The sequence below is a fragment of the Pseudonocardia hispaniensis genome (assembly GCF_042658695.1).
GTDB classification, from domain to species: domain Bacteria; phylum Actinomycetota; class Actinomycetes; order Mycobacteriales; family Pseudonocardiaceae; genus Pseudonocardia; species Pseudonocardia hispaniensis.
Genome location: NZ_JBHSQW010000039.1, coordinates 31,263 through 56,679 on the forward strand (window position 1 = coordinate 31,263; position 25,417 = coordinate 56,679).

Genomic DNA, 25,417 nt, shown 5'->3' on the forward strand with positions numbered 1-25,417 from the left:
CGAACCGTGAGCGTCCCGACCGGCGGCAACGTCTGGGGTAGCACCGCGACCCGGCGCGCGACGGCGCGGCGTGACTGCCCGGCCAGCTCCGCGCCGTCGAGCAGCACCCGCCCGGCATCCGGCCGGTGCAGCCCGGCCAGCACCCGCAGCAGTGTGGTCTTGCCGCAGCCGTTGCGGCCGACCAGCGCGAGCCATTGCCCGCGGTGCACGGTCAGCTCGACGCCGTCGAGAACCGTCCGCCCGGCGAACCGGACCTCGACCCCGACGGCCTGCAGCGGATGTGTCACGACTCCTCCCCCACGACCGAACGTGACCGGCGCCGGACGATCCCGATGAGCACCACGGCCCCGGCCAGGGCGGTCACCGCACCCGCCGGAACCCCGATCCGGCCGGCCTCACCCGCCGCCGTCCTGGTGATCAGCTGCGCGACGAAGTCCGCCCCGGCCACCGTGGCCGCACCCGCGACCGCGGCGGCGGGCAGCAGTACCCGGTGATCGGCCCCGACCAGGGCCCGCGCGGCATGCGGTGCGAGCAACCCGACGAAGACCAGGGCACCGACCGACGCGACCGCGGCCGCCGTCGCGAGCACCGCAAGCAGCAGCGCCGCGCCACGGTACGGGGAGACGGCCAGTCCGACCCCGCGCGCGTGGTCGTCGTCCACTGCGAGCAGACCGAGCACCACCGCGAACGCGAACCCGCCGAGCAGGCAGCCGAGCAGTACCGGCCACAGCGCCGCCCAGTGCTCCCAGCCGCGGCCGGAGAGCGAGCCGATGAGCCAGCGCGTCATCGACCCGGTGAGCTGTGGACGGGCGGTGAGCAGTACGAGCGTCGTCCCGGCCAGGACCGACGAGACGAGCACCCCGAGCACGGCCAGCCGCAGGGGATCGGTACCCGCCCGCGCGGCGACCAGCCACACCACGCCCGCGCCGAGGGTGCCGCCGAGCACCGCGGTCGCGACCATGCCGGCCGGACCTGCCAGGGCACCGCCGACCAGGCTGGCCGCGACGGCACCGAGCACCGCCCCCGAACCGACGCCGGTGACCTCGGGCGAGGCCAGTGGATTACGCAGCACGGCCTGCAGAACGGCACCGGCAAGGCCGAGGCAGGCGCCCGCGGCGAGTCCGATCAGGACCCGCGGCGCACGCAGATCCAGCACGATCGACGTGGTGAGCGGATCGGCCCGGCCCAGCAACGCGGCCACCGCCTCGGCCGGGCCGACCGAGGTGCCCACCAGCAGCTGCCCGGCCGCCGCCAGCGCGACGAGCAGGACCAGCAGCGCGCAGCGCCCGGCGCTCACCGGCGCACCGCCCGCCGCCGCAGCAGCAGCACGCCGCCGAGCAGCACGGCGACCACGGCGGTGAGCCCGCCGACCGGCAGCTCCACCGGATACAGCACGGTGCGCGCGGCCAGGTCCGCGGCGCCGACCACCATCGCACCGAGCCCGGCGCAGGCCGCGAGCCGGGCCGCGAGCCCCACCCGCGGCGCGACACGCGCCGCCAGCTGCGGCGCGAAGAACCCGACCCAGGCGACCGGGCCGCACGGGCCGACCACCGCGGCGGTGATCAGACACGCGATCGCAAGGACCCCGAGGCGGGCCGCGCCGGGCCGCAGGCCGAGTACCGAGGCGGCCTCACCGCCCAGGCGCAGCAGCCCGAGCGCGGGCAGGGCCAGCACGGCGAGCGGCAGCCCGAGCAGCAGCCCCGGCAGGGTGGCTGCGACGGTCGACCAGGTGGTGCCGGACAGCGAGCCGAGCAGGTAGCGGACCAGAACACCCTGTTCCCTGGAGTCGGCCATGGACAGCGCCGCCAGCATCATCGCCTGCAGCGCCGCGCTGACCCCTGCGCCGATGAGCAGGACCGCCGCCGGCCCGACCGCACCCCGGACGGCGAGGACGGTCAGCAGCGTCCCGATCGCCGCCCCGACAAGTGCCGGCAGCAACGGCGCACCCGGCACCGTCAGGCCGAACCCGACGGTGACCGCGACCGCCGCGGCCGCGCCGCTCGAGGTCCCCAGCAGCTCGGGCACGGCGAGCGGGTTGCGTAACGACTCCTGCAGCAACAGCCCGGCGACCCCGAGCCCGGCCCCGGCGAGCACCGCCAGCAGCAGCCGGGGCGCGCGTAGCTCGGTGACCACGACATGCTCCAGCCCGCCGTCCGCCGCGAGGACGGACGGCAGCCGGGCCGGCACGACCAGCGGCTGGCCGAGGCTCAAGGATGCGACGACGAGCCCGGCCGCGGCACCGGTCAGCGCGGCGACGCCCACCAGGGGGCGGAACCAGCGCTCCCGGCCCCCCGTGACGGGTGCGGCGCGGGGCTGCTGCGCCTGCGCCGCACGGTCGACGACGTCGGTCACCGGGGCGGCACCAACGCCATGGCCTCCTCGATCACAGCGGTGAGACTCCTTGTTCCCCGGCCGCTGCCCCAGAGCCGCGCGTCGACCTCGGTGACCCGGTCCGCTTGCACCGCCGGGACCTGTTGCCAGACCGGGTTACCGGCCAGCTGCGCCGACAGCGTGCGGTCCTGCGGGGAGAACAGCAGCGAGTAGACCAGGGCGACGTCGGGCTGCTGCGCAAGGATCTCCTCGACGCTGAAGTTGCTCGCGGTAGCCAGATCGCCGGACTTGGCCGCGAACGGGTAGCGGAACAGCATGCCGAGCAGGTGGCCCTTGAGCGAGTCCGCGGTGTCCACCCCGATGGAGTCGGGGCTGCCGTACATCAGCACGACGGTGCGCCCCGCCTGCCCGGTCTCGCGGGTGCGGACGACGGCATCCGCGAGGGTGTTGCGGAACCGCTGCTCGGCCGCGGTGGCCTGGTCGACCCGGCCGGTGAGCGCGCCGAGCGCGCGTAGCTGGCCGATCGACTCCTGCCATGTGTCGGGCTCGGCCAGCCACAGCGGGGCGAACCGTTCGATCGCCGGGCGCAGCGGCTCGTGCACCCCGGTCAGGCCCATCACCAGGTCCGGTTCGAGCGCGGCGATCGACTCGACGTCCTCGCTGCCGAAGCTACCCTTGACCACCGGGACGTCCTTGGCTCGCTCGCCCAGCAGGGCTTTGTTGGCCAGCAGGGCCGGGGTGCTGGTGCCCGCGGGGGTCAGCCCGAGCTCGACGACGATGTCGTCGCACAGGCCCGAGAGGCACACGATGCGCGTGGGTGGGGCCGCAAGGCTCACCTTCGTACCGGCTGGGTCCGTGATCGACAGCGAGGGTTGCAGCGCAGCGACGGTGCGATCGATGTGGGGTGCGGGGGCGGAGGCGGGGCCGGGGTTCGTGTCGCCCGCCGCGGAGTCGCCGCACGCCGCGAGCGCGACGGCCAGCATCGAGGCCAGGCTCACGACGAGGCCGGTACGCCGGCGGCTCATCGGACCCCCACCGCGCTGCGTGCCGCGTCCCGCCATCCGCGCAGGCTCGCCGCGTCCCGTCGCAGCGAATCCGCGGAGTCGCCCGGGACGAACTCGAGGAGGACCTCGTGGTCGGCGCCGTCACCGGAGAGCTCGACCAGCACCGCCTCCCACAGGTCGGCGCGCTCGGCCAGCGGGAACCGCTCGGTGAACCCGTCGGCGCCCCAGGAGAACGCGTGCACCGACGTCGGCCGCAGCGTTCGCACCTCGGCCAGGCAGGTCGCCGTCACCGGAAGTTCGCGGGGTTGCCAGTGCCGGGCCAGCCCCGGGTGACCGACCTGGGCATGCAACCGCAGGGCCGAGCCGAGGTCGTCGGTGAGCGACTCGACATGATGTTCGACGATCACGTCCAGCCCGGCGGCGGCGGCCTGCTCGACGCAACCGCGCAGCGCGGACGTGATCCGCGCCCGCTCCGGCTCGCCGGTGTGCGCAGAGCCGGAGGTACCTGCCCATACGCGGATCCGGGGTGCTCCGAGCTCGGCCGCGGTCGCGACGATGGCGGCGAACTCCGCCGGATCGGAATGCCCAGGCTTGTGGTAGCTGCCATAGCTGCCCATCCCGAGTCCGCGCGCCTGCGTGGCCCTTCGGGCGGCCCTGGCCGCTTCGATGTCCCCGGGGGGGACGTGCGCATCCGCACCCCACTCCACGATCTCCAGGCCCGCGTCCGCCGCGAGCGCCGCGACGTCGGGGACCGGCCGCGACCGGAAGGTCACGGATACCACACCAAGGTGAATCACAGGGCAAGACGATACTGATAATCGTTCTCTTTAGGTACCGCGGCTCGCCCGGGTCTCCCGATCGCATGGATCACGGGCGACCGGTCGCGACGATGCGGGTCCCCACCTCCGGGCCGGGGGCGACGCCGGGGACCACGTCCAGCGACGCGCAGGCCCGCTCGGCGTCGGTGATCACGGCGACGCTTCCACCCCCACGTACGAACTGGATGGCGGCTTCGATCTTCGGCCCCATGCTCCCCTCGGGGAACTGACCATCGGCGGCGTGCCGCCGCGCCTGTTCGGCGGTCATCTCCACGATCGGACGCGCATTCGGCGTCCCGTAGTCCAGCAGCACCCGCGGCACGTCGGTGACCATCACCAGCGCGTCGGCCTGCAGGGCGGTAGCCAGCGCCTGGGCGGCCAGATCCTTGTCGATCACGGCGTCGACCCCGCGGTATCCGGTACTGTCGGCGACCACCGGGACCCCGCCCCCACCGGCCGCGATCACGACCATCTCACGCTCGACGAGCGCGCGAACGGCGTCGATCTCGACGAACCGCTGAGGCCGCGGTGACGCGACGAGCCGGCGGTAGCCGCGTCCGGCGTCCTCCCCCACGACCCATCCGCGTTCGGTCGCGTAGCGGCGGGCCTGCCGCTCGTCGAAGAAGGGGCCGATCGGCTTGGTCGGCCGGGAGAATGCGGGATCCTCGGTGTCGACGACGGCATGAGTGACGATCGAGACGACACCGGGCAGCGTGCCCTTACCCACGTCGTGCAGGGCGAGAGTGAGCAGGCAGCCGAGATGACCCTCGGTCATCGCCCCGAGCCAGTACAGCGGAAGTTCGGGTACCCGGTGCGCGGCCTCCTCCTGCTGGATCGCGAGGTTGCCCACCTGCGGCCCGTTGCCGTGGACGAGCACGACGGTCCAACCCGCCTCACGCATCCGGCACACCGCGACGGCCATCGCGCGCGCGTTCTCCACCTGCTCGGCGTGCGTTCCGGCCTGCCCGCTCCGGATGATCGCGTTGCCGCCGAGGGCGACGACCACGGTCTTGGCCATGAATGTGCCCTCCGAACGTCCCAGGGTCCACGATCAGAAAACAAACCTTCACTATAGTGGACGAGCTGTCGATCGCTCACCCGCCCGATCGGACTAGCGGCGGCCGGTAGAGTCTCCGGGTGTGAGCACGGCCATCCGGCTCCGTTTGCTCGGCCCCTTCACCGTCGAGGGAGAGCTATCGGCACCGGTGCCGACGGGCAAAGCACGACGGGTTCTTGCCGTGCTCGCCGAACGCCGAGGCGAGTTCGTCTCCGTCGGCACCCTTGTCGACGCGCTCTGGGACGGCGACGCTCCGGAACACGCCGACCGCAACGTCGCCGTTCTGATCAGCAGGCTACGCCGCGCGCTGGGCCGCGAACGCATCGACGGATCGGTGGCCGGCTACCGGCTCATCCGCGACGATGTCAGCATCGACCTGCACGAGGCCATCGAGCTCGTGCAGGCCGCCGAGTTCGAGCTCGCCCAGGGCCATTGCGCCCTCGCGTCGGCCGGCGCGGAACATGCGGCGAAACTGCTCGACGCCGACATCGCGCTGGCCGGCGAACGCGACAACCCCTGGGTCGACGAGCTGCGCCGCACGGTCCGGCGGCTGCTGCGTCGCGCCCGGGTGTGCTGGAGCGCCGCCGCCCTTGAGCTGGGCGCGCACGACACCGCCGTCGAGGCGGCCTCGGCCGCGTTGCGAGACGATCCGCTCGACGAGGAGGCCTGTCGCACCGTGATGCTCGGCCACCAGCGGGCGGGCCGGTCAGGTGCGGCGCTGGTCGCCTACCAGTCGCTGCGCATCGCGATGTCCGAGCAGCTCGGCAGCGACCCGTCACCGGTCACCCAGGCCGTCTTCCTGTCGGTTCTCCGAGCCGAGAACCTGACCGCGCCACACCACCCGACCCGTCAACCGGCCACCGTTGCGGCCGGGACCACCGACGCCATCGTCGGACGCGAGGTCGAACTGGCCGCGCTGCGCGCGCTGTGGGAAGGCGCCGCAGCAGGCCGGCCCGCCCTGGCGGTACTCGTCGGTGAGGCGGGAATCGGCAAGAGCGCGCTGGCCACAGCGCTCACGACCGAGGCCCGCCGCACCGGCGGGCTGACATTGCACGTCAACTGTTTCGAGGCCGAACGATCGCTGTACCTGCAGCCGCTCGTGGACGCGATTCGGTCCGTCATGCACCGGATGAGCGCCTTCGAGCTACGAGAGATGGCCGGTAACCGGCTCGGCACGCTCGCCGGTCTCGTTCCGGAGCTCTCCGACATCGTCGGCGAGATTCCCTATGCCCGTGCCGGCCCCGAGCTCGAGCACCGTCGCAGCCTCGACGCGCTCGTCGGGTTCCTCATCCGACTCAGCGGGCGACAGCCGGTGCTCCTGGTCATCGAGGACATGCAGTACGCGGGCCTGTCCACTGTGGAGGCGCTGCACCTACTCGCCGGGCATTGGATGGGCAGCCGCTCGATGGTGGTGCTCACCGAGCGCACCTCCGAGGACCCGACCGTCACCGACATCCTGCGCGACATCGCCACCTGGTTCGAGCTCGGGCCGCTGTCCCGGACGGACGTCGCCACCCTCATCGGACGATCCGGGCTCGGCTGGGATACCGACCGGCTCTACGCCTGGACCGGGGGCTCCCCGCTGTTCCTCACCGAACTGATGCGCCATCCGCCCGCCTCCCGCGACCCGATGACCATTCCGCGCTCGCTGCACGAAGCCGTCGCGGGCCGGATCGCACACGCCGGCGAGGCGGTCGCCGAACTGCTCACCCAGGGCGCCGTGCTGGGCGAGACCTTCTCCCTCGACGGGGTGGCTGAGCTCAGCGGCCTGAACGTCGAGGACTGCGCCCGACGCGCCGGACGGGCCTTGCGCGCCGGCCTGCTCGTCCCCCAGGGCGAGAGCTTCCGGTTCGCCAACAACATCGTCCGCACGGTCGCCTACGAGTCCGTCCCCGAACCGGTGCGGATCTCCCGGCACCGGCGCGCCGCCCGGGCGCTCGCCTCTCATCCGGAGGCGGTCGCCCGGCATCTCGCCGCGGCGCTGGACTGGGTCGGTGCCACGCGGGAATGGCTCGCCGCGGCGAACGCCGCGCACCTCGTGTTCGCCCACACCGATGCCGAACAGCTGCTGTGCCAGGCCGTCGAGGCCGCCCGGACCGCGAGAGACCCGAACCTGCTGGCCGTCGCGCTGATGCGGCGTGGCCGCGTCCGCTGCGACCTCGGACGACATGCCGAGGCGCGCACCGACCACGAGGACGCCCTCGCGCTGGCCCGCGAGATCGGCGACGTCGAGCTCGAGGCCCAGGCGCTCGAGCAGCTCGGCTGGACCGCCCTCTACGCGCGCGACGCGCTGGGCGCGATCGACCTCGCCGAGCAGGCCACCGAGCTCGCCGAGTCGGCCGCCGCGGCTCCCTGTGCGGTACCGACCGCGATGCTGCTGCTCGGGCGGGTCCGGCACTGGGACGGCGACTACGCCAGCGCCGCGGCGGCCTACGATCAGGTGCTCGACGCGGAGTCGGGCGACACCACCGTCGCACTGGCGCTGGCCTACCGCGGCGCCCTGCTCCAGCATCTGGACCGGTTCGCCGAGGCCAAGGCCATGCTGTCGCGGGCCGCCATCCTGTGCCGACGGGTCGGCGAGTTCCGCCCACTGTTGCAGACCCTGTTCTTCACGGCCCTCGCCCGTGGCGACACCGGGGACCTGGCCGGCGCCCTGCGCGCGCTGGACAACGCCCGACGACTGATCGATGCCGAGAACGTCGGGGTCTACCGGGCCGGGATCGAGACGACCACATCGTGGATATGGCAGGAGCTCGGTCAGCCCTCCCGGGCTCGCGAACACGCCGAAGAGGGGATCCGGCTCGCCCGGCGCGGTGGGGGCGCGCTGGAACTCGAGCAGGAGTTGCACGCGCAACTCGCCATCGCCGACTGCGACCTGCTTCTGGGCCGCGACGACGACGCCGCCGCCGCCGTCGAAGCGGCCACCCCGATGCTCGACCAGCCGCTGCCGTTCAAGCCGCGCGCGGCGCTGCGGCTGCTCGAGATGCGTACCCGGTGGGACCCGGCACTGGCCGAGGTCCTCCTCACCGAGGCCCGCAGCCACTCCTCCGCCAAGTACGCCGCGCTGGCCCTGGACCATCTCGGCCGCCCCGCGGAGGCCGCCGCCCTCGCGTCGTCGACGGGCTCCGATCTGCTCGTGGCGCAGCTCGGGACACCGGCGGCGCGACGCGCGGCGCTCGACCGGATCGCGGACGCCCTGCCGGCCGGGTTGCACGAGTCGTTCGTCGGCGGCGGCAGGCTGATGGTCGGGCGGCCGCGAACGAGCTGAGGAACCGAGACTGTCGGTACTCGAATGTACGTTCGAGTTATGGCGGTCGGCGAGGAGAACCGGGCGGGTGTCGCCGAGCTGACGCCCGGCCCGGAGCTGGCCGCCGCACTCCACGAGCTCGACCTTGCCGCGGTGCCCAACACCGAAGTGGTGGACGTGCTGCGGTCGGCATGGCGGCAGGTCTCCCACTCCTTCTCCGTGTTCCTGGCCGCGATGGTGGAGGTCGGACATGCGGTCCCGGTTCCCGAGGGACCGTCCGCAGGCTCGACGGTCGAGCGGCGGCGAGCGGCATGGGAATGGTCGGCTGCCGAGATCGCGGCGGCGCTGACGTTCACCGGCCGCCGGGCCGAGAGTGAGCTCGCGTTCGCGCAGGTCCTCGTCGAGCACCTGCCGCTGGTGTTCGCGGCGCTCGCGGACGGCGAGATCGACCATCTCAAGGCTCGGGTGTTCGCCGATCACCTCTGCGACCTCACCGATGAGCAGGTCGCGGTGATCTGCCGTCGGATCCTGCCCGGGGCACCCCGCTGGACCACCGGGCAGCTGGCGAATCGGCTGCTGCGGGAGGTCCAGAACATCGACCCGGACGCGGCACGCCGCCGCTACCAGCGCGCGCTGCGCGAACGCGGGGTATCCGGCTACCTCGATGCCGACGGTACCGCCCGGATCACCGGACACGGTCTGCCGCCTGCTGAGGCCGCCGCGGCCGCCGAGCGGCTGGACCAGCTCGCCCGGTCGGTGAAGGCCGCCGGGCATCCCGCGCCCGAACGGACGCTGCGTGCCGATCTGCTGCTGCGGTTGCTGGATGGTCGATACGACGGGTTCAACCGCGAGCAGATCGTCGCGGCGATGCTGGCCGACGAGGCAACCTATCCGCCGGAACGCGCTGTCCCGGAGCCGGCGAAGCCGAGTCCCAGGACGGCACCGCGCACCGGCGTCGAGATCCGCGTTGGACTGTCGACACTTCTGGGTTTGGACGAACACACGGCCGAGCTGGCCGGCTGGGGATCGGTCACCGCCGCCGAGGCCCGCCTGCTGGTCGCCGCCCAGCATGCCGCGCAGTGGCGCGTCGCGCTTCTCGACGACAACGGGTTCCTGAGCTGCGCGACCCTCACCCGCCGACGCCCGACCGGGCTCGCACACCCGACAACGGCGGCGCAGGGTGGCGTCGTCGAGATCCACCTTTCGACCCAGCTGCTCCAGCGGCTCACCAGTGGCGACATCGTCCTCGACGAACAGACGGCCGCGGCGTGGGGAACCCTGGTCGCCGATATAGCCCACCGATGCCGCGCCGGCGAGACGGATCCCCAACGACTGGATGCCCGTCCGCGCGACCGGTTCGTCCGTTCGGCGCTGCGCCGTTACGTCCAGATGCGCGACCGCTCCTGCGTCGCCCCCGGGTGCAGGTGGCCAGCTCGTAAGGCCGATGCCGACCACACCCAGGATCACGCGCACGGCGGGGAAACGGCCCGCGGGAACGTCGGGCCGCTGTGTGCGATGCACCATCTGATGAAGCACGCCGGGTGGAACCTGGTCCAGCCTCGGCCTGGCGTCTTCCGCTGGCGTAGCCCGCTCGGGCAGATCTACTGGACCGGCGGCGAGCCCGTCACACCCGATCTGCCCGAGCCCGTCCCCGGCGACCCCGAGCCGGAGCACCCGCCTCCACCCTGAGAAGCCTGCCGAAGATCGATGTCCATCAGCAGGTGCGGGCGCCCGACGTAGATCTCGGGCGCTCCGCGCCGGACCCAGCCGAGCCTCCGAAAGAACGTCTCGTTCGGAGGCTGCACGTGCGCGACCATGCACCGGCCACCATGGGCCGTGGCGGTGGCGACCGCGAACCGGACCAGTGGGGCACCGAGCCCGACGGCGCGGAACTCTCGCAGAACCGCGAGCCGGTCGCCCTGCCAGAGGCCATCCGAGTCATCAAGCGGGTAGAGCCGGACGGCGCCGGCCGGCACCCCGTCGACCAGGCCGAGCACGTGCAGGGTCCGCGGGTCGAGGTCGCGGATATCGGCATCGGACTCGGCGAACACGCCCTGCTCGTCGACGAACACCGCGTTCCGGATCTGGTGGTGCGCGGTGAGATCGGCGCTGTCGCGCACCAACACGCAGCTGGCCGTTGTCGCCGGTGCGGCGGTCACGACATCTCCAGCAGCGCCGCAGGCGACGGTGCAGCCTCGATATCGGCGCGGTAGCGTTCCAGCGCGGCGAGCCAGGCCGTGCGGTCGGTAAAGGTCCGGGAGACGGTGTGCCGCCCGTCGGCGACGGTCACCGCCACATCGATGCGGTACGGCTCGCCGCCGGACCATGGGTCCACCGTGACCTCAATGAGCGTCTCCGAGGGCAGGTGGAACTCGATGCGCCGCCCCTCGGTCATGGCCTCCGGTTGCTCGGAACCGGACAACACTGCCCATACCCGACCCGCGGCACGAGCGGCCTCGACGATCTGGACACGGCGATGGCGCTCCCGTTCAGCGGACATCTCCCGGTCGGCCATTCCGCAGGCGACACCGAGGAGCAGGTCGGACGGGATGACGGTGCCGGTGGGGCAGGCGGTGGCGAGAAGGTCCTCGGGGGCCGCCTCGACGGCGATCAGCTCCTCGACCGAGTTGCAGCGCCGGCGCAGTTCGGCGAGCACCGACTCGATGGCCGCGATTCCCCGCTGATAGGCCGACGGATCGTTGATCAGCGTCGGGTAGAGGTTGTCCTCGGCAGCGCGCCAGCGACTGCGTGCCATGGTCACGGCGGGCGAGAAGGTTCCGGCGTCTGGCATGGCAGCTCCCAGGTCTTGTGACGCATCGTGCGGCGGCGGGCGGGCCTGGCCGTGGGCTGAACCGCCCGCCGCCGCAAGGAGGTGGTCTCAGACCGTCCAGGTCTGGAGCACGAGCGCACCCTCACGGCGAGCCTGGAGGGTCGCGTCCAGGACGTCGAGGGGGGAGAAGGGCAGCACCCCCTCGATCAGGTCGGTTTCGCGCATGCCGTACAGCGCGGCCATGGCGAACCGGCAGGCGTAGACCTTGCCGCCCTCCTTCATGAAGGTCTTGAGCTGGTTGTTGTAGGCCATATGGCCGGGGAAGGCCTCGGCACCGACGGTCGGGAAGCCGCGGGTGGCCGAGGCCATCAGCACACCCGGCCCGTAGAGAATCAGGCTGGTGTCGAAGCCCTTGCGGTTGATCCGGGTACAGGTGAGCATGTTGACCAGGCCGACCGAACCCTCATAGGGCACGGTGTGCATGAAGATGTAAGCCTTCTCGCCCGGCTCGGCCTGGATGTCGTCGAAGACCTTGCCCTCATAGTCGACAATCGCGTCACCCTCATGCGCCCGTTCACCGACGATCTGAGCCACGGTGCTCTCCTTCTGTGTTGGGTGTGATGGTCGAGGGCTAGACCGCTGGGCCCGGAGAACGGGGTGGCGGCGCCCACGTCTTGCGATGGCTGCCCGGCATCGCTTTGAGGATCCGGTGCCGCAGGGGCCAGGGCAGCGCCATGTAGACCGGGGCGAAGATCCGCAACCAGATGATCTCCTTGATCCCCTTGGGCGGCCGCGGCGCACGGCTACCGGTGCGTTGCGCGAGCTTGTGATGTGCCGCGACCAGGAGGTAGTGCTCCGAGTTCTCCCGAAGCCAACTCGAGAAGCTCATCTCAGGCCTTCTTCGCCAGATCGGCGAGGCCGTTCTGGGCGGCGACCACGATCGGTTCGTTGAGCGCACCGATCGCCGGGGAGTACACGTTCTCCATGGTCGCGAGGTCGTGCAGCGTCATCCCGAACCGAATCGCCTGGGCCAGGAAGTCGGCGCGTTCCTTGATGCCCTCGCCGCCACCGACCATCTGCGCCCCGATCAACCGCAGGCTGCCCGGCTCGGCCAACAACTTGACCTTCACCTTCTTCACACCCGGGTAGTACCGGGCCCGAGAGATCCCCTCGGCGACCCCGAGCACATACGGAATCCCCAACGCCGTGGCCGTGGCCTCACCGAACGAGGCCCCACCGATCACCCACTTCCCCGCCGGGGTGCCCCACGGCACATACACCGCCCGATACGCCCGATCCCCCCCACCGGCATTGGTGCCGGCCACCTTGCCCTGGGCGTAGGCATGCGACCCGGTCAACCCCTGCAACGGCACCCCGGTCAACCCGTGCGGAATCTCGGTGGCATCCCCCGCCGCCCACACATCCGGCGCCGAGGTCTTCATGTGGTCATCCACCACGATCCCACCGGTCGACCCCAGCTTGATACCGGCCGCCGACGCGAGCCGGTTGTTCGGAGTCTTGTGCGTCGCAACGACCGCCAGCTCGGCCTCGATCTCACCGGAGGAGGTCTTCAGCGCACGCAGCCGACCGCCATCCCCGAGGAACGCCTCCAACGTCGTGTTGAAGTGCAGATGCACCCCCAACTCCCGCCAGGACTCCTCGACCGGCGCCATGATGTCCGGATCGGCCATCGCCGCCAGCGGATAGGGGTTGGGGTCGATCAAATGGGTCTCGATCCCACGATGCGCCAACGCCGTCACCATCTCCACACCCAACGGCGAAGCCTCCACGACCACCGCACGCTTGGTGTCCGCGATGACCTTGTCCCACTCGGCCGCCCGGCGGATGTTCTTGACGTAGTACAGCCCATCGAGATCACTGCCGGGCACCCCGGGATCCGCATAGTCGAACCCGGTGGCGATGACCAGCCGGTCGTAGCGCACAGCGCCCTCACCGGCCACCGCGACCGTCTTGGCCGCGGTGTCGATCGCCGTGACCTCGGTCTCGTAATGGACGTCGATCCCGGCGTCCACATACGCCTGCTTTCCGGCCAGGATGAGCTTGTCGAAGCTCTCGATCTCGCCCCCGTGCACATACGGGATGCCGCACGGGCTGTAGGCGACGTCCTCGAACTGGGTATAGACGATCACCTCTGCGTCGGGATCGACGGCCTTGATGCCGCCGGCGGCGCCCAGCCCCGCCGCTCCCCCGCCGATCACCACCGTCTTACGCGGCACGTCGGACCTCTTTCGCCGTCCCACCGAGATGTTCACTATCTGAGATAGATGTGTACGATACTCAATGAAATCGGCGTGTCAATCACCGTGAGCGGCCAGATCGGGTATCCGTCAGCTGCGGCTGACCTCCCGCGCCCGCGCCAGCAGGGCCTGTTCCGCGCGATCGAACTCCGCGGTGCGCGCGGTCGCGTCGGCCGCGAGATCGCACAGCGTGGCACGAAGCCCGTGAGCCATGTCCGCCACCGCCGCCGGTGCCGCCCCGCCCTCGGCCCGCCGGGACGCGACGATCAGTTCGGGGTCGAGCACCTCCGACAGGTCCGCATCGGCGAGACCCCACGACCGTCCGGTGTGCTCGAGCGCGGCGGCGTCGATCATCTCACCGGTGATCTCCGAGCCCGGGACTCCGGCGCGGCTGGCCTCCCGCACCGTGTTACCGACGACGACGTAGGCCGTCCGGTAGTCGACGCCGAGGCGCTGCACGAGGTATTCGGCGAGGTCCGTGGCCTGCGTGTAGCCCCGGTCGAGCTCCTCACGCATCCGGTCGGGGTTGACCCGCAACGTCCGGATGACACCGCTGATCAACCGGGTGATCCGCATGCTCAGATCCAGGGCCCGCGGCACCTCACCGTAGGCGAAGATCAAGTTGTCGCTGCGCGCCGAGGGGCTCTTGCTGACCGCCAAGAACCCGGTGAGCCGCCCGATCACCACTCCCGAGGCTCCCCGCACGATCGCCAGCGCATACGGGTTGCGCTTCTGCGGCATGAGGACGCTGGAACGGGTGTAGGCGTCGTCGAGGTCGACGAAGTCGAACTCCGAGGACGAGAAGATCTCCAGATCCTCGGCGAGCTTCGAGAAGTTCGACAACAGGCTCGCAGCGGTGGCGAGAATGTGGATCAGGCCGTCCACCTGCCACATCGCATCGCGGGTATGCGGGATGACACGGGGAAAGCCCAGCGCCGCCGCGATCGGCCCGCGGTCGGCCAGCAGCCGGGTGCCGTTGACACAGCCCGCGCCGCCCGGGCTGGCGTCCACCCAGTCGAGCTCGTCGAGCATCCGACGAGCGTCGCGCACCGCCGAGTAGACGAACGACAGCAGATAGTGCCCGAACGTCGAGGGCTGCGCCTTCTGCAGATAGGTCTGGTCGGGCAACAGCGTGGCGGCGTGCGCCTCGGCGACGTCGACGGCGTCGCGAGCGAACTCGACCGTCTCCTCGACCAGTCCGATGAGCTGCCGACGAAGGTGCAGCCGAAGCGCCACCCGCGCCGCCTCGCGCCGCGGCCGCCCAGCGTGCAGCCAACCGGCGACGTCCCCGATCCGGGAGACGAAGAAGCGCTCGCGGGAGTTGTAGGGTTCGCCGTACACGGGGTCGTACGGGAAGTCGTCCGCCGCGACCTCGGTGACCTCGAGCAGCAACCGCAGCAGCTCCCGGCAGGCCTCGTCGGGGACGATGCCGCGTCGGCGCAGGTCCAGCACGTGCGCGAGGTCCGCCAGATTGAGCCCGTGGTGCAGGAAGCTGGCGTCGGCGTTCTCCAGCGCGAAACCGGAGTCGATCAGCTCGGGCGCGGGCCCGCTGCGCGGAAATCCCGCCTCCCGGGTGCGACGTGGTGCCATGCTCGGCTGGGTCATGCCCGTCCCTTCATCATCGTTCCGACAGCAGGCAGTACCCCGCCCGTATGCCACCACACGACGGTGCCCGGCCGGTCCGTCAGCCGATCGACCGCCACGGAGAAGGCCTCCGCACCGTAGGTTTCGTCCAGCAACAGGCCCTCGGTGTGCAACGCCAACCGGGCCCGATCCCGCTCGAGCTCCGACGCGATCCCGAATCCGGGACCTCGCGCGTCGACGAGGGTGCACGCGTCCGGCCGGGGTCGCGGAGTCCCGAGCAACGCGGCGCAGTCGACGGCCAGCGCGCGCACCCGCGCACCGATCTCCTCGGGCGGACGGCTCACCGACACCCCCAGCACCGGGACGTCCAGGCCGACCGCGGCGAGTCCGGCCAGCAACCCGGCGACGCTGCCCCCGGACCCGACTGGCAGCACGATCACCGACGGCGGCGCTGCCAGCTGGCCGGCGAGCTCGGCCGCCGCGGCCGCGAACCCCACTGCCCCCAGCGGCGTCGATCCCCCGCGCGGGACACCGAAACCACGCGACCCGAGCTCGGCCGCCCGCGCCGCGACCTGCCGGTCGACCTCCTCGCGCCGCGACCCGCCGATCGGTCGCAGCGTCGCACCCGCAGCGACGGCCAGCGCCAGGTTCGGTGAGGTCGGTTCGCCCCAGACCACCAGCTCGCAGGCCATCCCCGCACTCCGAGCGGCCAGCGCGGCGGCGGCGCAGAAGTTGGATCCCGGCCCGCCACCGGTGACGAGCACCTCGGCGCCGCGCGCGCGGGCCGCCCCGAGCAGGAACTCCAGCGGCCGAGCCTTGTTGCCGGCCACCCCGAAGCCGATGAGATCGTCGCGTTTGACCAGCAGCGGGCCGCAGCCCAGGGCGGCCTCCAGCCGCGCTGCCCGCATCAGCGGGGTCGGGAGCAGCCCGAGCCGGACCCGGGGAAGCGCGCTCCACGGCGCATCCGCCGTCGGCGATACGGCGCCTGCGAGGTGGCTCACGCCCACTCCTGCGGCTCGGCGGCACGCGCCGATTCGGCCTTGGCCAGCACCACGTCCACCATCTGGGCCGCGACGTCGACGGCGGGCCCGCACGCCCAGGTCCGCACCTGATCCTCGGTGGCCAGGCCGCGTCTCACCAGGCCGGCGGCGAGCTCGGCACCGTCCTGCCGGAGTACCTCGTGCAGCGCCTGCTGGGCACGATGCTTACCGATCTGCCTCGACAGGCCTGCGAGCACCCGCTCCGACACGAGCCCCGACCCGAACCTGGTGACGTTGGTGGCCATCGCGTCGGGATGCACCTCAAGGCCTTCGATGAGCCCGAGCGCGATCCGCAGCGCCGCCCCGGCCAGCTGAGACACCTCGGGCAACGCGATCCACTCGGCCTTCCAACCCCGTCCATCGCGCTCGTGCCCGGCCACCACGCCCTCCACCAGCACCGCAGCGGCGGAGCGGGTGAGCCGAGCCAGCGTGTCCAGGTGCTCGCTGGACTCGGGGTTGCGCTTGTGCGGCATCGTGATGCTGGACACGCCGCCGGGCGGCGCCGGTTCGGCCAACTCCCCGATCTCGGGCCGGGCCAGCTCGTATACCTCGGTCCCGATCCGGGCCAGCGTCCCGCAGATCAACGCGAGCGTGGTGCCGAACTCGGCGACCCGGTCCCGCGCGGTCAACCAGGAGATTCCGGGGTCGGCCAGGCCCAGCTCGGCGCAGAAGCGGGCCCGCAGCGCCAGGGCGTCGGCGCCGAAGAAGGCCAATGCCCCGACCGCCCCGCCGAGTTGCCCGACGACCCAGCGATCGCGCCCCTCGCGCAGCCGCTGCAGATGCCGTCGCACCTCGTCGGCCCAGGACGCGACCTTGAACCCGAACGTGATCGGCGCGCCGGGCTGGCCGTGCGTCCGCCCGGCCATCACGGTGCTGCGGTGGCGCCGGGCGAGATCGACCAGGGCCGCTTCGAGCAAACGCAGGTCCCGCCACGCGATACCGCCGACCTCGCGCATGACCAGCCCGAACCAGGTATCGCTGACGTCCTGGACGGTGGCCCCGAGATAGACGTACTCGCGGACATCGGCGGGCAGCACCCGCAGCAGCCCGCGGATCAGCCCGAGGGTGGAGTGCGACGTGAGCCGGGTCTGCTCCGCGACGTACTCGAGGTCCAGCGCGTCGACCCTCGCCGCGGCCGCGATCTCCTCGGCGGCCCTGCCCGGCACGATCCCGAACGCGGCCTGAGCCCTGGCCAGCGCGGCGAGGATGTCCAGCCACGACTGCAGCATCGCGCGCTCGTCGAACACCCCGGCCAGCTCGGGGGTACCCCACAGGTGGGCGTAGAGGGTCGAACTGCTCAGCCGGGTGCCCACGACGACTCCTGCTCGGCCAGCAGCTCCAGCGCCTCGCGGATGTGGTCGAGCGACGCCCCCCACGGCACGCTGGCCCAGCCCGGCCCCGACTCGACGTGCTCCTCCTGCAGGCAGCACTTGGTGAGCACCGGCCCGGCGGCGGACTCGACGGCGCGCTTCGGACAGAAGTCCACCATGGGCGGGTCCTCGCCGTAGAACCAGCGGTGGATCTGTCGCGAACGCGCGCATCCGAGCAGCGTCCAGTCGGCGCGCGGCGGATGTTCGTCGAGATAGGACACCGTCGCTCCGGGGATCTCTCCACCGGAGCCGCGACACGGCAGCAGATAGTGCTCGGCCGGATGATCCTCGGCGAGCTCGGGGAGCGGGGTCAGGTCGCCGACCAGCTCGATCGGCCTCAGCGACTCGGTGACGGCGAGGACCCGGCGGGCCTGGTCGAGCAGCTTCGCGGGCTGCGGCGGGACGACCTCGCGGACGGTGATCGTCAGAGCTCGCGGCTCGAGGATGAAGTTCACATGGCCGTACCGGCCCTGCACGATGACGGCGCGGGCGGCCGGCGCCCGCCGGTGGGCGATGGCGGCGAGCACGGAGGGAATCGATACGTCCGCCTCGTCGTCGACGACGAACGCGCATTCCTCTGGCCCGGCCAGCATCTCCACCGCCACGATCGGTGAGAACAGCTCGGTGTCCGACGCACGGGTGATGTGCAGCAGCGCCGTCTGCCCCGCGGAGCGGGCGACGACGAAACGGGTGCGCCGGTACGCGTCGCGTCCGAGCAGAAGCGCCCGCATCGCGGCCTGCTCCAGCGCGACGCCCGGGGGCATCGTGGTCACCGCCACCCCGCGGTAGCGGTTCGGGACGAGGTTCGGTCCGGCGGGTGCGCTCACGCCGTGTCCGATCCGGCCAGCTCGCGGCGCGGCGCAAGCGCCGTGTCGGACCGCAGACCCAGCCGCAGCGTCTCCGTCGAGAGCACATCGCCGAGCGCAACATTGCCGAGGTTGACCTCGGGCCCGAACCGTCGGATGAACCAGGCCTGCTGCGCCGCGCGGGGCGCCTCGAACAACACCCGCTCCACCCCCACGGCGGTGGCCACCGCTTCCACCACGTCCGGTCGCACCCGGCCCGCCGCGTCGAAGGTGCCGACGGTGCCGCTCTGCCTGCCCTCGGTGACGACGAGCTGGGCGCCCGCGTCGAGGTCGGCGCGGCATTCGGCGGGCCAGTGCCGGGCCGCCAACTGCTCGCCAGGAGCCTTGGCGCCGACCTCGGCGAGCACCGTGAACGACCGGGCGGCCCTGCGGATGAGCGCGTGTTTCTCCGCGAGGGTCATCGCAACCGTCCCACGGGAGACCTCGACGTGCGAGAAGCCGGCGTCGCGCGCCCACGCCAGACACTCGGCCGCGCGGTCCTGCGCCCACGCGATCTCCAGCAACGTCCCGCCGAGACACGCGGCGACTCCGTGTTCGGCGAGCAGGGCGAGCTTGGCGGGCAACGCCGTGTCGACATAGGCGGTGCCCCACCCCACCTTCCAGATGTCGAGATGGGCGGCGGCGGAGGCGAGCACGTCGGCCGTGGCGATCCGCCCGGCACCGGGGTCGAGCACGTGGGTCAGCCCCACGACCCGGGGCTTGGCCGATCGGGTCGGCAGGTCGAGGAAACCGGCTGGCACGGAGGTCACCACGGATCAGCCGCGGACCAGGTCGATGACGGGCGCCAACTCGGCCCCGGTCTGCTCCACCGGTAGCCCCTCCAGCCGCCGTCCCACGATGTCCAGCGCCAGGCTGAACGCCCGCTCGGCGCGCTCCGGGAAGGTCCAGACGTGTGCCGCCGCGAAGCCCGCCCAGTCGGCCGGACCGACCACCGGGCTGTCGCTGTAGTCCAGCTCGTGCCAGGTCACGGCCAACTCCATCAACCCGAGCAGGGCGTCGACGTCGGTGTCGACCGCGAGCAGGCGGTCGTGGTGCTCGGGGTAGCGTGCGGCCGCCCGGCAGCCACCCCGACAGATGGACAGCCGACTCGGCGCGTGTGCCACGGTCATCGACAGCTCCAGGTGCATCGATCCGAACGCTTGTGACAATGCACACGATGCACCCGCCCGTTGCACGGGTGTTGCAGCGATTCGGAGGAGGATCAGTGGACCTGAGTGAGCCCGAGGTCAGTGAGCGCAGTGTGCACGCGCGGTGGGACGGCGGACTGCGCGTGCACGTCGACGCCGGCGGCTTCGAGATCGTGTCCGATGAGCCGGACTCGGTGCCGGGCGGCAGCGGCACCGGGCCACAGCCCACGGAGTTGTTGTTGGCCTCGATCGCGTCCTGCTTCACGATCGCGCTGGCCTATACGGCGGCCAAGCGCAACATCGAGCTCAAGGATCTGTTCGTCGATGTCACGGGGCGCTACGACGGACCGCGTTTCGACGCGTTCCGGATCGCCGTGCGCGTCCGCGAGCCGCGGGACGCCCAGCTGACCAGGCTGATCGAGGCGGCCAAGCGGGTGTGCTACGTGACCCGGACGCTGTCAGAGCCCCCGAAGATCGACGTCGTCGTCGAGGAGTGACCGCAAGGCCTGTAGGGCGACGTCCCGCAGCGGCAGCCCGAGCGCGGCCGCCGCTGCGGCGACGTCGTCGTGCTCGGGCTTGGCGCCCGATGGGCCGCGCTTGACCCGGATCGTGTGCCCGGCCACGGTCACGGTCGTGGTCTGCCGGGGCAGCGCGGGCCGCTCGACATGAGTGCGGCGCAGGCCGAGGCTGCCGGTCTCGCGCAACACCATTCGTTCGCACGCGGCGGCGTGCTCGGGTGCGGCGAGCACGTGCACGGTATGCCCGGGCCGGGATTTCTTCATCCCGATCGGCGTGATCCAGGCGTCGGCCGCGCCTGCGGCGAGCAGCCGCTCGATCAGGTATCCGAGGACCTCGCCGGTGACATCGTCCACATTGGTCTCAATTTGGACCATCGACGACGCGGGCGCAACGGCCTCGCCGAGCAGCGCGGGTAGCACATTGGACCGGCTCGGCTCCTCGCGCGTTCCTGCGCCGTATCCGTTGGCGCACAAGGTCATCGCTGGTATCGGACCGAACCGGGTACCCGCGGCGAGCAGCAGCGCGATCCCGGTGGGGGTGACGGTCTCGCCCGCGATACCGGCCGAGGTCACCGGCGCGCGGGCGGCGGCGAGCAGCGCCGCACTCGCCGGAGCGGGCAGCGGCAGGGTCCCGTGCCGGGTCTCGACGGTCCCGCTGCCCAGCGCCAGCGGCCCGCAGTGCACGGCGTCGACGCCGAGCAGGTGCAACGCGGCGGCGACCCCGACGGTGTCGACGATCGTGTCCACCCCGCCGATCTCGTGCAGGTGCACCCGCTCGACGGGCACGCCGTGCAGCCGGGCCTCGACCTCGGCGATGGCCCGCACCGCCCGCACCGCCAGGTCGGCGACGGACGCCGGGCGCGCCCGCCCGGCGAGCTCCAGCAGCGCCGCGGCCGGCCGCTCGGTGGTGTGCTCGTGCGTGGTGACCCTGGCATGGACGGCACGCAGTGCCCCGCGGTGCACGGGCTCGGCGTGCAGCTCCCAACCGGTCAGCCCGGTGCTGGCGACGGCGGCTCGCACGTCGTCGATCGGGGCGCCGAGGTCGAGCAGCGCACCGAGCAGCATGTCACCGGCGATCCCGCTGAACGGGTCGAGCCAGAGGATCATCTTTTCCTCGCAATTCGGTATGCGGCCATCGCGGCGGCGAACCCGGAGTCGATGTTGACCACGGTGATTCCGGCCGCGCACGAGGACAGCATGGCCAGCAGCGCCGTGACACCCTGCAGGTTCGCGCCGTAGCCGACCGAGGTCGGCACGGCGATCACCGGACAGCCGACGAGACCGCCCACGACGCTGGGCAGCGCACCCTCCATTCCCGCGATAACGACCACCGCGTCCGCCGCGGCCAGATCGTCGCGCACCGCGAGCAAGCGGTGCAGGCCTGCCACGCCGACGTCGGCGATCCGGTGCACGGTCAACCCCACGGACTCGGCGACGGCAGCCGCCTCGGCGGCGACCGGCCCGTCCGAGGTCCCGGCGGAGAGCACGGCGAGTCGGAAGCCGCGCGGGGCCGCGCGCCGCCAGGCCAGCAGCCGGCCAGGCTCGTCGTACTCACCGCCGGGCACGGCCGCAAGCACGGCGCGTGCGTCGTCCGGGTCCACCCGGGTGACCAACACCGGGCCCGTGTTCGCCCGCAGCAGGCTCGTGACCACCCCGGCGATCTGAGCCGCGCTCTTTCCCGGGCCGTAGACGATCTCGGGCAGGCCCTGCCGCGCCTCCCGGTCGGTGTCGGGGCGTGCGTAGCCGAGATCGTCGAAACCCGTGGTGCTCACGTCCCTGGTGTGGTCGGCAACCCGAGCAGCACGTTCATCCGGCCGGTGCGAAAGCCCTGCAGGTCCAGCGCGCAGAACTCGAATCCGGCGCCGCGCAGCGCGTCGTCGAGGTCACGCCGCACCTCGGCGGCGCGTGGCAGGTCATCGGCGGGCAGTTCCAGTCGCGCGACCGTCCCGTGCGCGTGCGCGCGCACCCGGCAGACCGGGAACCCCAGGGCGTGCACCGCGGCCTCGGCCGCCTCGACGCGGGCCAGCACCTCGGGGGTCACCGGGTCACCGTAGGCGACCCGGGAGGCCAGGCAGGCGGCGGCCGGTTTCGCCGCGGTGACCAGGCCGAGGCGGGCGCTGACCGCCCGGACGTCCGCTTTGGTCAACCCGACGTCGACCATCGGGGCGATCGCGCCGCGCACTGCCGCGGCATGCTGGCCGGGGCGGTGATCACCGAGATCGTCGATGTTCGTGCCGAGCGCGACCGCGGCGCCGGACAGCTCGGCCAGCGGCTCCAGCGCGTCGAAGAGGGCACTCTTGCAGTGAAAGCAGCGGTCCCCGGAGTTGGCCACGTACGCCGAGCGGTCGAGTTCGTCGGTCGCCACCTCCATGTGGGCGATCCCCCGGGCCCTGGTGAACGCCCGGGCGGCCCGCCGCTCGGCCTGGGGAAGACTCGGCGACACCGCGGTCACCGCTACCGCCGCCGTACCCAGCTGTTCGGACGCGACGGCGGCCAGCAGCGCGGAGTCGGCGCCGCCGGAGAAGGCCACCAGGATCCGCCGCTCGCGGCGCAGGCGCTCACGTAGGGCGTCGAGCAACACCTCGGCGTCAGCCATCGGTCACCTCCCGCGGACAGCTTATGAGCGATCGGCGAGAAGGGAGGGGCGGGCCGGTTCTGCTGCGGGTACGGGGCGATCGGGCATCCCGGTCCGAGCCCAACGGTGACTGCCGCGGACACCTGTCACGGCCGGCGTCGTCACTCCCAGTAGGCTCCCCGCCGATCTCGCCACCGGGCCCTCGGATAGCTCGTTCGGGGAGGCGCTGCTCGGTCGCCCGGGTAGCGTGCAGCACAGGACTGGACAGGAGGGTGACCGCGGTGGACGTCGAGGGCCCACGCAACCCGAACCCTCGCTCCCGCATGTTCGTCTCCCCCCCGATCCGTTCTCCGCGCCCCGCTCAGCAGCCCTGGCCCCGCCGCGCCGAACGTGAGCAGTCCGGCCGCGACTTTCGCGACCAGCCACCTCCGATCCGTCCCGGCCGTCCCGGGCGCGAACCCCCGCCACGGGAGTGGCCCGCCGAACGCGGCGGGACACGCGCCGTGTCGCCCTCGACCGGCCGGAGCGTGCCGCCGCGGTCCCTGGGCGGAGGGCAGCGTCCGCTCCGCGGGACCGGCCCGGCCGGGCCGGGTGCCGACCTGGCGGGGAAGACCATCGACCTGCGCGTTCGAGATCAGCGTCCGACGGCACCTCCGCAGGCCGCACCGCTGCCGCCCAGGCGACGCATCGATGCCACGCAGCCCGGCCCGGGTCGCCGAGACGCCCTGGAGCCCACGCAGCCGGTGGCCCGAGTGCAACCGGAACGGGTCCGGCCGAGGCACGATTCGACCGCGCGGACCGCCGCCTCGGTGCCCGCCGACCGCGCGACGCGCGCCACTGCGCCGCCCCCCGCGCGGCGCGAACCCCCCGCCACGGGTGGCCGGTCACCCCGCGGCCGGGGCCTCGGTACCGCGCTGGGCATCACGGCCGCGGCGACCGTCGCACCCGGCTCGGGCCATCTGCTCCTGCGCCGCCGCCGCACCGGGGGTCTCCTCCTCGGCACGTACCTGCTCGCCGTCTCGATGATCATCGTCACGGCGGGCACGATCGGCCGCGCCCGGCTGCTGGAGACGGTGTTGTCGACGAAGGTCCTCGGCGCCGTGATGCTGGTCAGCCTCGCGGCGGCGGTCGGCTGGATCTCGGTGGTCATCCGGACCTGGATTCTGGCCCGCCCGGAACGCCTGACCGTTGGCCGTAAGGTGCTCGGCACCGCGGTCGTCGCCATGCTGTGCCTGGTCGTCGCGGTGCCGTTCGGGTTCGCCGCCACCCTGGCGAACTCCCAGCGCAACCTGCTCAACGCGCTGTTCCCCGGCCGGGGTGGCACCTCGGCGGCCGAGGCGCTCAACAAGCCGCGGCTCAACGTCCTGCTGCTGGGCAGCGACGCCGGGCCGGACCGGGAAGGCACCCGGACCGACACGATGATGGTCGCGAGCATCGACACCAGGACCGCCAAGACGATCCTGTTCAGCCTGCCCCGCAACATTCAGCGCGCCCAGTTCCCACCGGAGTCGGCGATGGCCGAGAGGTTCCCCCGGGGCTTTCATGACCCGCGCGCCCCGCTGTCGGGCGACTACCTGCTCAACGCCGTCTACGGCTACGCGCACGCGAACCCGGACGTGGCGCCCGCCGGGCCCACCGACGACCCCGGGATCAACCTGCTGAGCTCCACGGTGTCCTACATGCTCGGGCTGCCGCTGGACTTCTACCTCGAGGTCGACATGGCCGGCTTCGCCGCGATCATCGACGCGCTCGGGGGCGTGACCATCGACGTCGGGCCCACCCCGCTGCCCATCGGCGGGGTCCTGCCCGACGGCCGGCACGTCAAACCCGACGGCTACATCCAGCCCGGGCTCCACACGCTCGACGGTGAGGCCGCGCTGTGGTTCGCCCGGTCCCGGCGGAACTCCGATGACTACGACCGGATGGGCCGGCAGCGCTGCCTGCTGCAGGCCATCCTCGACCAGAAGAGCCCCACCGTCCTGCTGACGAACTTCCAGGACGTCGCCGCGGCGGCCACGGCGAACATCCGCACCAACATCCCGCAGGCCGTGCTGCCGAAGCTGGTCTCGCTGGCCGACGACGCCCAGATCAACCTGCAGAGCGTCGCGTTCGACCCGAGCCTGCCCGACCCGAGCGAGCCCGACGGCAGGTTCAACACCGCCAGGCCCGAGGTCGGGTTCATGCGCGCGGTGGTCAGCGCCGCGATCGACGGCAGACCGCTGGCCGCCCCGGCGACGGCGTCGGCGACGCCCACTCGCTCCCCGAGTCGTTCGGCAGCGACGGCCCCGCCGACCTCGGCGCCGGTGCAGCCCCCCTCGGCCGGGCCCGTGCCGGTCGCCGATTCCTGCGCCTCCGGCACCCGCTGAGTGCAGGGGCTCCCGACAGGCGACGCAGCGGTTCTGCCAGGCTATGCGGGCCACGATGACGGCGGACCCACCCAGCTGGGGTGAGCGCTGAGGAGAGGAGCACGAACGATGGCACTGCCCACGCTGACTCCCGAACAGCGCCAGGAGGCGCTCAAGAAGGCCGCGGCCGCCCGCACGGCGCGCAAGGAGTTGCGCGACGCGATCGCCCGCGGGGACCAGACCATCCCCGAGGTGCTCAGCCGCGCCAAGTCGGATGCGATCGTCGGGAAGACAAAGGTCGCCGACCTGCTCAAGAGCCTGCCTGGGTACGGGCCGGCAAAGGTGAACGCACTGCTCGAGCGGACCGGTATCGATGCCTCCCGCCGTGCGGCGGGCCTGGGTGAGCGCCAGCGCGAGGCGCTGCTCAATGCCCTGAAGTAAGGGACGCGCCCGGCCTGCGGGGATGCCCGCGGGCCGGGCGCTCGCGGTGCCGGTGCGTGCACCGGC

General features: G+C 72.3%; 25 protein-coding genes. 5 read left to right on the forward strand and 20 right to left on the reverse strand.

What is annotated here, in order from left to right; translation table 11 throughout:
* The 6 genes from ACFQE5_RS19190 to ACFQE5_RS19215 all read right to left on the reverse strand — a co-directional run.
* On the reverse strand, window positions 1-287 hold a 287-nt coding region (locus tag ACFQE5_RS19190), incomplete at its 3' end, for an ATP-binding cassette domain-containing protein (protein WP_379586918.1).
* Entirely contained in the window at window positions 284-1,297 is a 1,014-nt protein-coding gene (locus ACFQE5_RS19195; protein WP_379586920.1) for a FecCD family ABC transporter permease, read from the reverse strand. The genes ACFQE5_RS19190 and ACFQE5_RS19195, both read right to left, overlap by 4 nt.
* Entirely contained in the window at window positions 1,294-2,352 is a 1,059-nt protein-coding gene (locus ACFQE5_RS19200; RefSeq protein WP_379586922.1) for a FecCD family ABC transporter permease, read from the reverse strand. Before ACFQE5_RS19200 ends, ACFQE5_RS19195 begins: the two co-directional genes overlap by 4 nt.
* On the reverse strand, window positions 2,349-3,356 hold the full coding sequence (locus ACFQE5_RS19205) for an ABC transporter substrate-binding protein (RefSeq protein ID WP_379586923.1): 1,008 nt from the start codon (window positions 3,354-3,356) through the stop codon (window positions 2,349-2,351). Before ACFQE5_RS19205 ends, ACFQE5_RS19200 begins: the two co-directional genes overlap by 4 nt.
* Window positions 3,353-4,108 carry a sugar phosphate isomerase/epimerase family protein gene (locus ACFQE5_RS19210; protein WP_379586925.1) on the reverse strand — a complete coding sequence of 252 codons (756 nt, stop codon included), beginning with the start codon at window positions 4,106-4,108 and terminating at the stop codon, window positions 3,353-3,355. Before ACFQE5_RS19210 ends, ACFQE5_RS19205 begins: the two co-directional genes overlap by 4 nt.
* Before the next feature lie 94 nt (window positions 4,109-4,202).
* Window positions 4,203-5,171 carry a carbamate kinase gene (locus ACFQE5_RS19215; RefSeq protein WP_379586926.1) on the reverse strand — a complete coding sequence of 323 codons (969 nt, stop codon included), beginning with the start codon at window positions 5,169-5,171 and terminating at the stop codon, window positions 4,203-4,205.
* A 121-nt stretch (window positions 5,172-5,292) separates the two neighbouring features.
* Here ACFQE5_RS19215 and ACFQE5_RS19220 point away from each other — a divergent pair, with 121 nt between their 5' ends.
* Window positions 5,293-8,478, forward strand: a complete 3,186-nt coding sequence (locus tag ACFQE5_RS19220; protein WP_379586928.1) for an ATP-binding protein — start codon at window positions 5,293-5,295, stop codon at window positions 8,476-8,478.
* Between the two features lie 39 nt (window positions 8,479-8,517).
* A complete protein-coding gene (locus ACFQE5_RS19225; RefSeq protein ID WP_379586930.1) occupies window positions 8,518-10,146 on the forward strand; it encodes an HNH endonuclease signature motif containing protein in 1,629 nt (542 codons plus the stop codon).
* Here ACFQE5_RS19225 and ACFQE5_RS19230 read toward each other — a convergent pair.
* From ACFQE5_RS19230 to ACFQE5_RS19280, 11 genes are all read right to left on the reverse strand, one after another.
* Window positions 10,059-10,616, reverse strand: coding sequence for an MSMEG_0567/Sll0786 family nitrogen starvation N-acetyltransferase (locus ACFQE5_RS19230; RefSeq protein ID WP_379586931.1), 558 nt, complete (start codon window positions 10,614-10,616; stop codon window positions 10,059-10,061). The two genes, ACFQE5_RS19225 and ACFQE5_RS19230, sit on opposite strands and share 88 nt — an antisense overlap.
* Window positions 10,613-11,248: a hypothetical protein gene (locus tag ACFQE5_RS19235; protein ID WP_379586932.1), complete on the reverse strand. Its 636-nt coding sequence runs from the start codon at window positions 11,246-11,248 to the stop codon at window positions 10,613-10,615. The genes ACFQE5_RS19230 and ACFQE5_RS19235 overlap by 4 nt, the downstream gene beginning before the upstream one ends.
* 87 nt (window positions 11,249-11,335) lie before the next feature.
* The gene (locus ACFQE5_RS19240; RefSeq protein WP_379586934.1) at window positions 11,336-11,821 is read right to left on the reverse strand and encodes an MSMEG_0572/Sll0783 family nitrogen starvation response protein; all 486 of its coding nucleotides are present in this window, start codon (window positions 11,819-11,821) and stop codon (window positions 11,336-11,338) included.
* A gap of 37 nt (window positions 11,822-11,858) precedes the next feature.
* The gene (locus ACFQE5_RS19245; protein WP_379586936.1) at window positions 11,859-12,116 is read right to left on the reverse strand and encodes a hypothetical protein; all 258 of its coding nucleotides are present in this window, start codon (window positions 12,114-12,116) and stop codon (window positions 11,859-11,861) included.
* A 1-nt stretch (window position 12,117) separates the two neighbouring features.
* A complete protein-coding gene (locus ACFQE5_RS19250; RefSeq protein WP_379586937.1) occupies window positions 12,118-13,464 on the reverse strand; it encodes an FAD-dependent oxidoreductase in 1,347 nt (448 codons plus the stop codon).
* A 111-nt stretch (window positions 13,465-13,575) separates the two neighbouring features.
* Window positions 13,576-15,090, reverse strand: a complete 1,515-nt coding sequence (argH, locus tag ACFQE5_RS19255; protein WP_379586939.1) for an argininosuccinate lyase — start codon at window positions 15,088-15,090, stop codon at window positions 13,576-13,578.
* Entirely contained in the window at window positions 15,087-16,070 is a 984-nt protein-coding gene (locus tag ACFQE5_RS19260; protein WP_379586941.1) for a 1-aminocyclopropane-1-carboxylate deaminase/D-cysteine desulfhydrase, read from the reverse strand. Before ACFQE5_RS19260 ends, argH begins: the two co-directional genes overlap by 4 nt.
* Window positions 16,067-17,422 (reverse strand): class-II fumarase/aspartase family protein, encoded by a 1,356-nt coding sequence (locus tag ACFQE5_RS19265; RefSeq protein ID WP_379586944.1) that lies wholly within the window; start codon window positions 17,420-17,422, stop codon window positions 16,067-16,069. The genes ACFQE5_RS19260 and ACFQE5_RS19265 overlap by 4 nt, the downstream gene beginning before the upstream one ends.
* Complete coding sequence (locus tag ACFQE5_RS19270; RefSeq protein WP_379586946.1) at window positions 17,407-18,306, reverse strand: DUF7714 family protein; 900 nt, start codon at window positions 18,304-18,306, stop codon at window positions 17,407-17,409. Before ACFQE5_RS19270 ends, ACFQE5_RS19265 begins: the two co-directional genes overlap by 16 nt.
* Window positions 18,303-19,085, reverse strand: a complete 783-nt coding sequence (locus ACFQE5_RS19275) for a phosphosulfolactate synthase (RefSeq protein ID WP_379586948.1) — start codon at window positions 19,083-19,085, stop codon at window positions 18,303-18,305. Before ACFQE5_RS19275 ends, ACFQE5_RS19270 begins: the two co-directional genes overlap by 4 nt.
* A 15-nt stretch (window positions 19,086-19,100) precedes the next feature.
* On the reverse strand, window positions 19,101-19,454 hold the full coding sequence (locus ACFQE5_RS19280) for a hypothetical protein (protein ID WP_379586950.1): 354 nt from the start codon (window positions 19,452-19,454) through the stop codon (window positions 19,101-19,103).
* Between the two features lie 95 nt (window positions 19,455-19,549).
* Between ACFQE5_RS19280 and ACFQE5_RS19285 the strand changes: the two genes are divergently transcribed.
* Window positions 19,550-19,969, forward strand: coding sequence for an OsmC family protein (locus ACFQE5_RS19285; RefSeq protein WP_379586952.1), 420 nt, complete (start codon window positions 19,550-19,552; stop codon window positions 19,967-19,969).
* Here the strand turns inward: ACFQE5_RS19285 and larC are convergent.
* Genes larC through larE form a run of 3 tightly spaced genes read right to left on the reverse strand, consistent with a single transcriptional unit; the run spans window position 19,931 to window position 22,586 of the window.
* The gene (larC, locus tag ACFQE5_RS19290) at window positions 19,931-21,097 is read right to left on the reverse strand and encodes a nickel pincer cofactor biosynthesis protein LarC (RefSeq protein WP_379586954.1); all 1,167 of its coding nucleotides are present in this window, start codon (window positions 21,095-21,097) and stop codon (window positions 19,931-19,933) included. The two genes, ACFQE5_RS19285 and larC, sit on opposite strands and share 39 nt — an antisense overlap.
* Window positions 21,094-21,762: a nickel pincer cofactor biosynthesis protein LarB gene (gene larB, locus ACFQE5_RS19295; RefSeq protein ID WP_379586956.1), complete on the reverse strand. Its 669-nt coding sequence runs from the start codon at window positions 21,760-21,762 to the stop codon at window positions 21,094-21,096. Before larB ends, larC begins: the two co-directional genes overlap by 4 nt.
* Window positions 21,759-22,586: an ATP-dependent sacrificial sulfur transferase LarE gene (gene larE / locus ACFQE5_RS19300; RefSeq protein WP_379586960.1), complete on the reverse strand. Its 828-nt coding sequence runs from the start codon at window positions 22,584-22,586 to the stop codon at window positions 21,759-21,761. The genes larB and larE overlap by 4 nt, the downstream gene beginning before the upstream one ends.
* A 788-nt stretch (window positions 22,587-23,374) precedes the next feature.
* On the opposite strand from larE, the gene ACFQE5_RS19305 reads away from it, so the two are divergent.
* Together ACFQE5_RS19305 and mihF are read left to right on the forward strand one after the other, a co-directional pair.
* A complete protein-coding gene (locus ACFQE5_RS19305; RefSeq protein ID WP_379586961.1) occupies window positions 23,375-24,931 on the forward strand; it encodes an LCP family protein in 1,557 nt (518 codons plus the stop codon).
* 108 nt (window positions 24,932-25,039) lie between these two features.
* Entirely contained in the window at window positions 25,040-25,351 is a 312-nt protein-coding gene (mihF, locus tag ACFQE5_RS19310; RefSeq protein WP_379586963.1) for an integration host factor, actinobacterial type, read from the forward strand.
* Window positions 25,352-25,417: the final 66 nt, after the last annotated feature.

What these genes read in the sequence shown, in the direction of transcription:
- ACFQE5_RS19205 (WP_379586923.1), bottom strand. Translation starts at nt 3,356, where the DNA reads ATGAGCCGCCGGCGTACCGGCCTCGTCGTGAGCCTGGCCTCGATGCTG.
- ACFQE5_RS19215 (WP_379586926.1), bottom strand. Translation starts at nt 5,171, where the DNA reads ATGGCCAAGACCGTGGTCGTCGCCCTCGGCGGCAACGCGATCATCCGG.
- ACFQE5_RS19225 (WP_379586930.1), top strand. Translation starts at nt 8,518, where the DNA reads ATGGCGGTCGGCGAGGAGAACCGGGCGGGTGTCGCCGAGCTGACGCCC.
- ACFQE5_RS19235 (WP_379586932.1), bottom strand. Translation starts at nt 11,248, where the DNA reads ATGCCAGACGCCGGAACCTTCTCGCCCGCCGTGACCATGGCACGCAGT.
- ACFQE5_RS19245 (WP_379586936.1), bottom strand. Translation starts at nt 12,116, where the DNA reads ATGAGCTTCTCGAGTTGGCTTCGGGAGAACTCGGAGCACTACCTCCTG.
- argH (WP_379586939.1), bottom strand. Translation starts at nt 15,090, where the DNA reads ATGACCCAGCCGAGCATGGCACCACGTCGCACCCGGGAGGCGGGATTT.
- ACFQE5_RS19280 (WP_379586950.1), bottom strand. Translation starts at nt 19,454, where the DNA reads ATGACCGTGGCACACGCGCCGAGTCGGCTGTCCATCTGTCGGGGTGGC.
- larC (WP_379586954.1), bottom strand. Translation starts at nt 21,097, where the DNA reads ATGATCCTCTGGCTCGACCCGTTCAGCGGGATCGCCGGTGACATGCTG.
- larE (WP_379586960.1), bottom strand. Translation starts at nt 22,586, where the DNA reads ATGGCTGACGCCGAGGTGTTGCTCGACGCCCTACGTGAGCGCCTGCGC.
- mihF (WP_379586963.1), top strand. Translation starts at nt 25,040, where the DNA reads ATGGCACTGCCCACGCTGACTCCCGAACAGCGCCAGGAGGCGCTCAAG.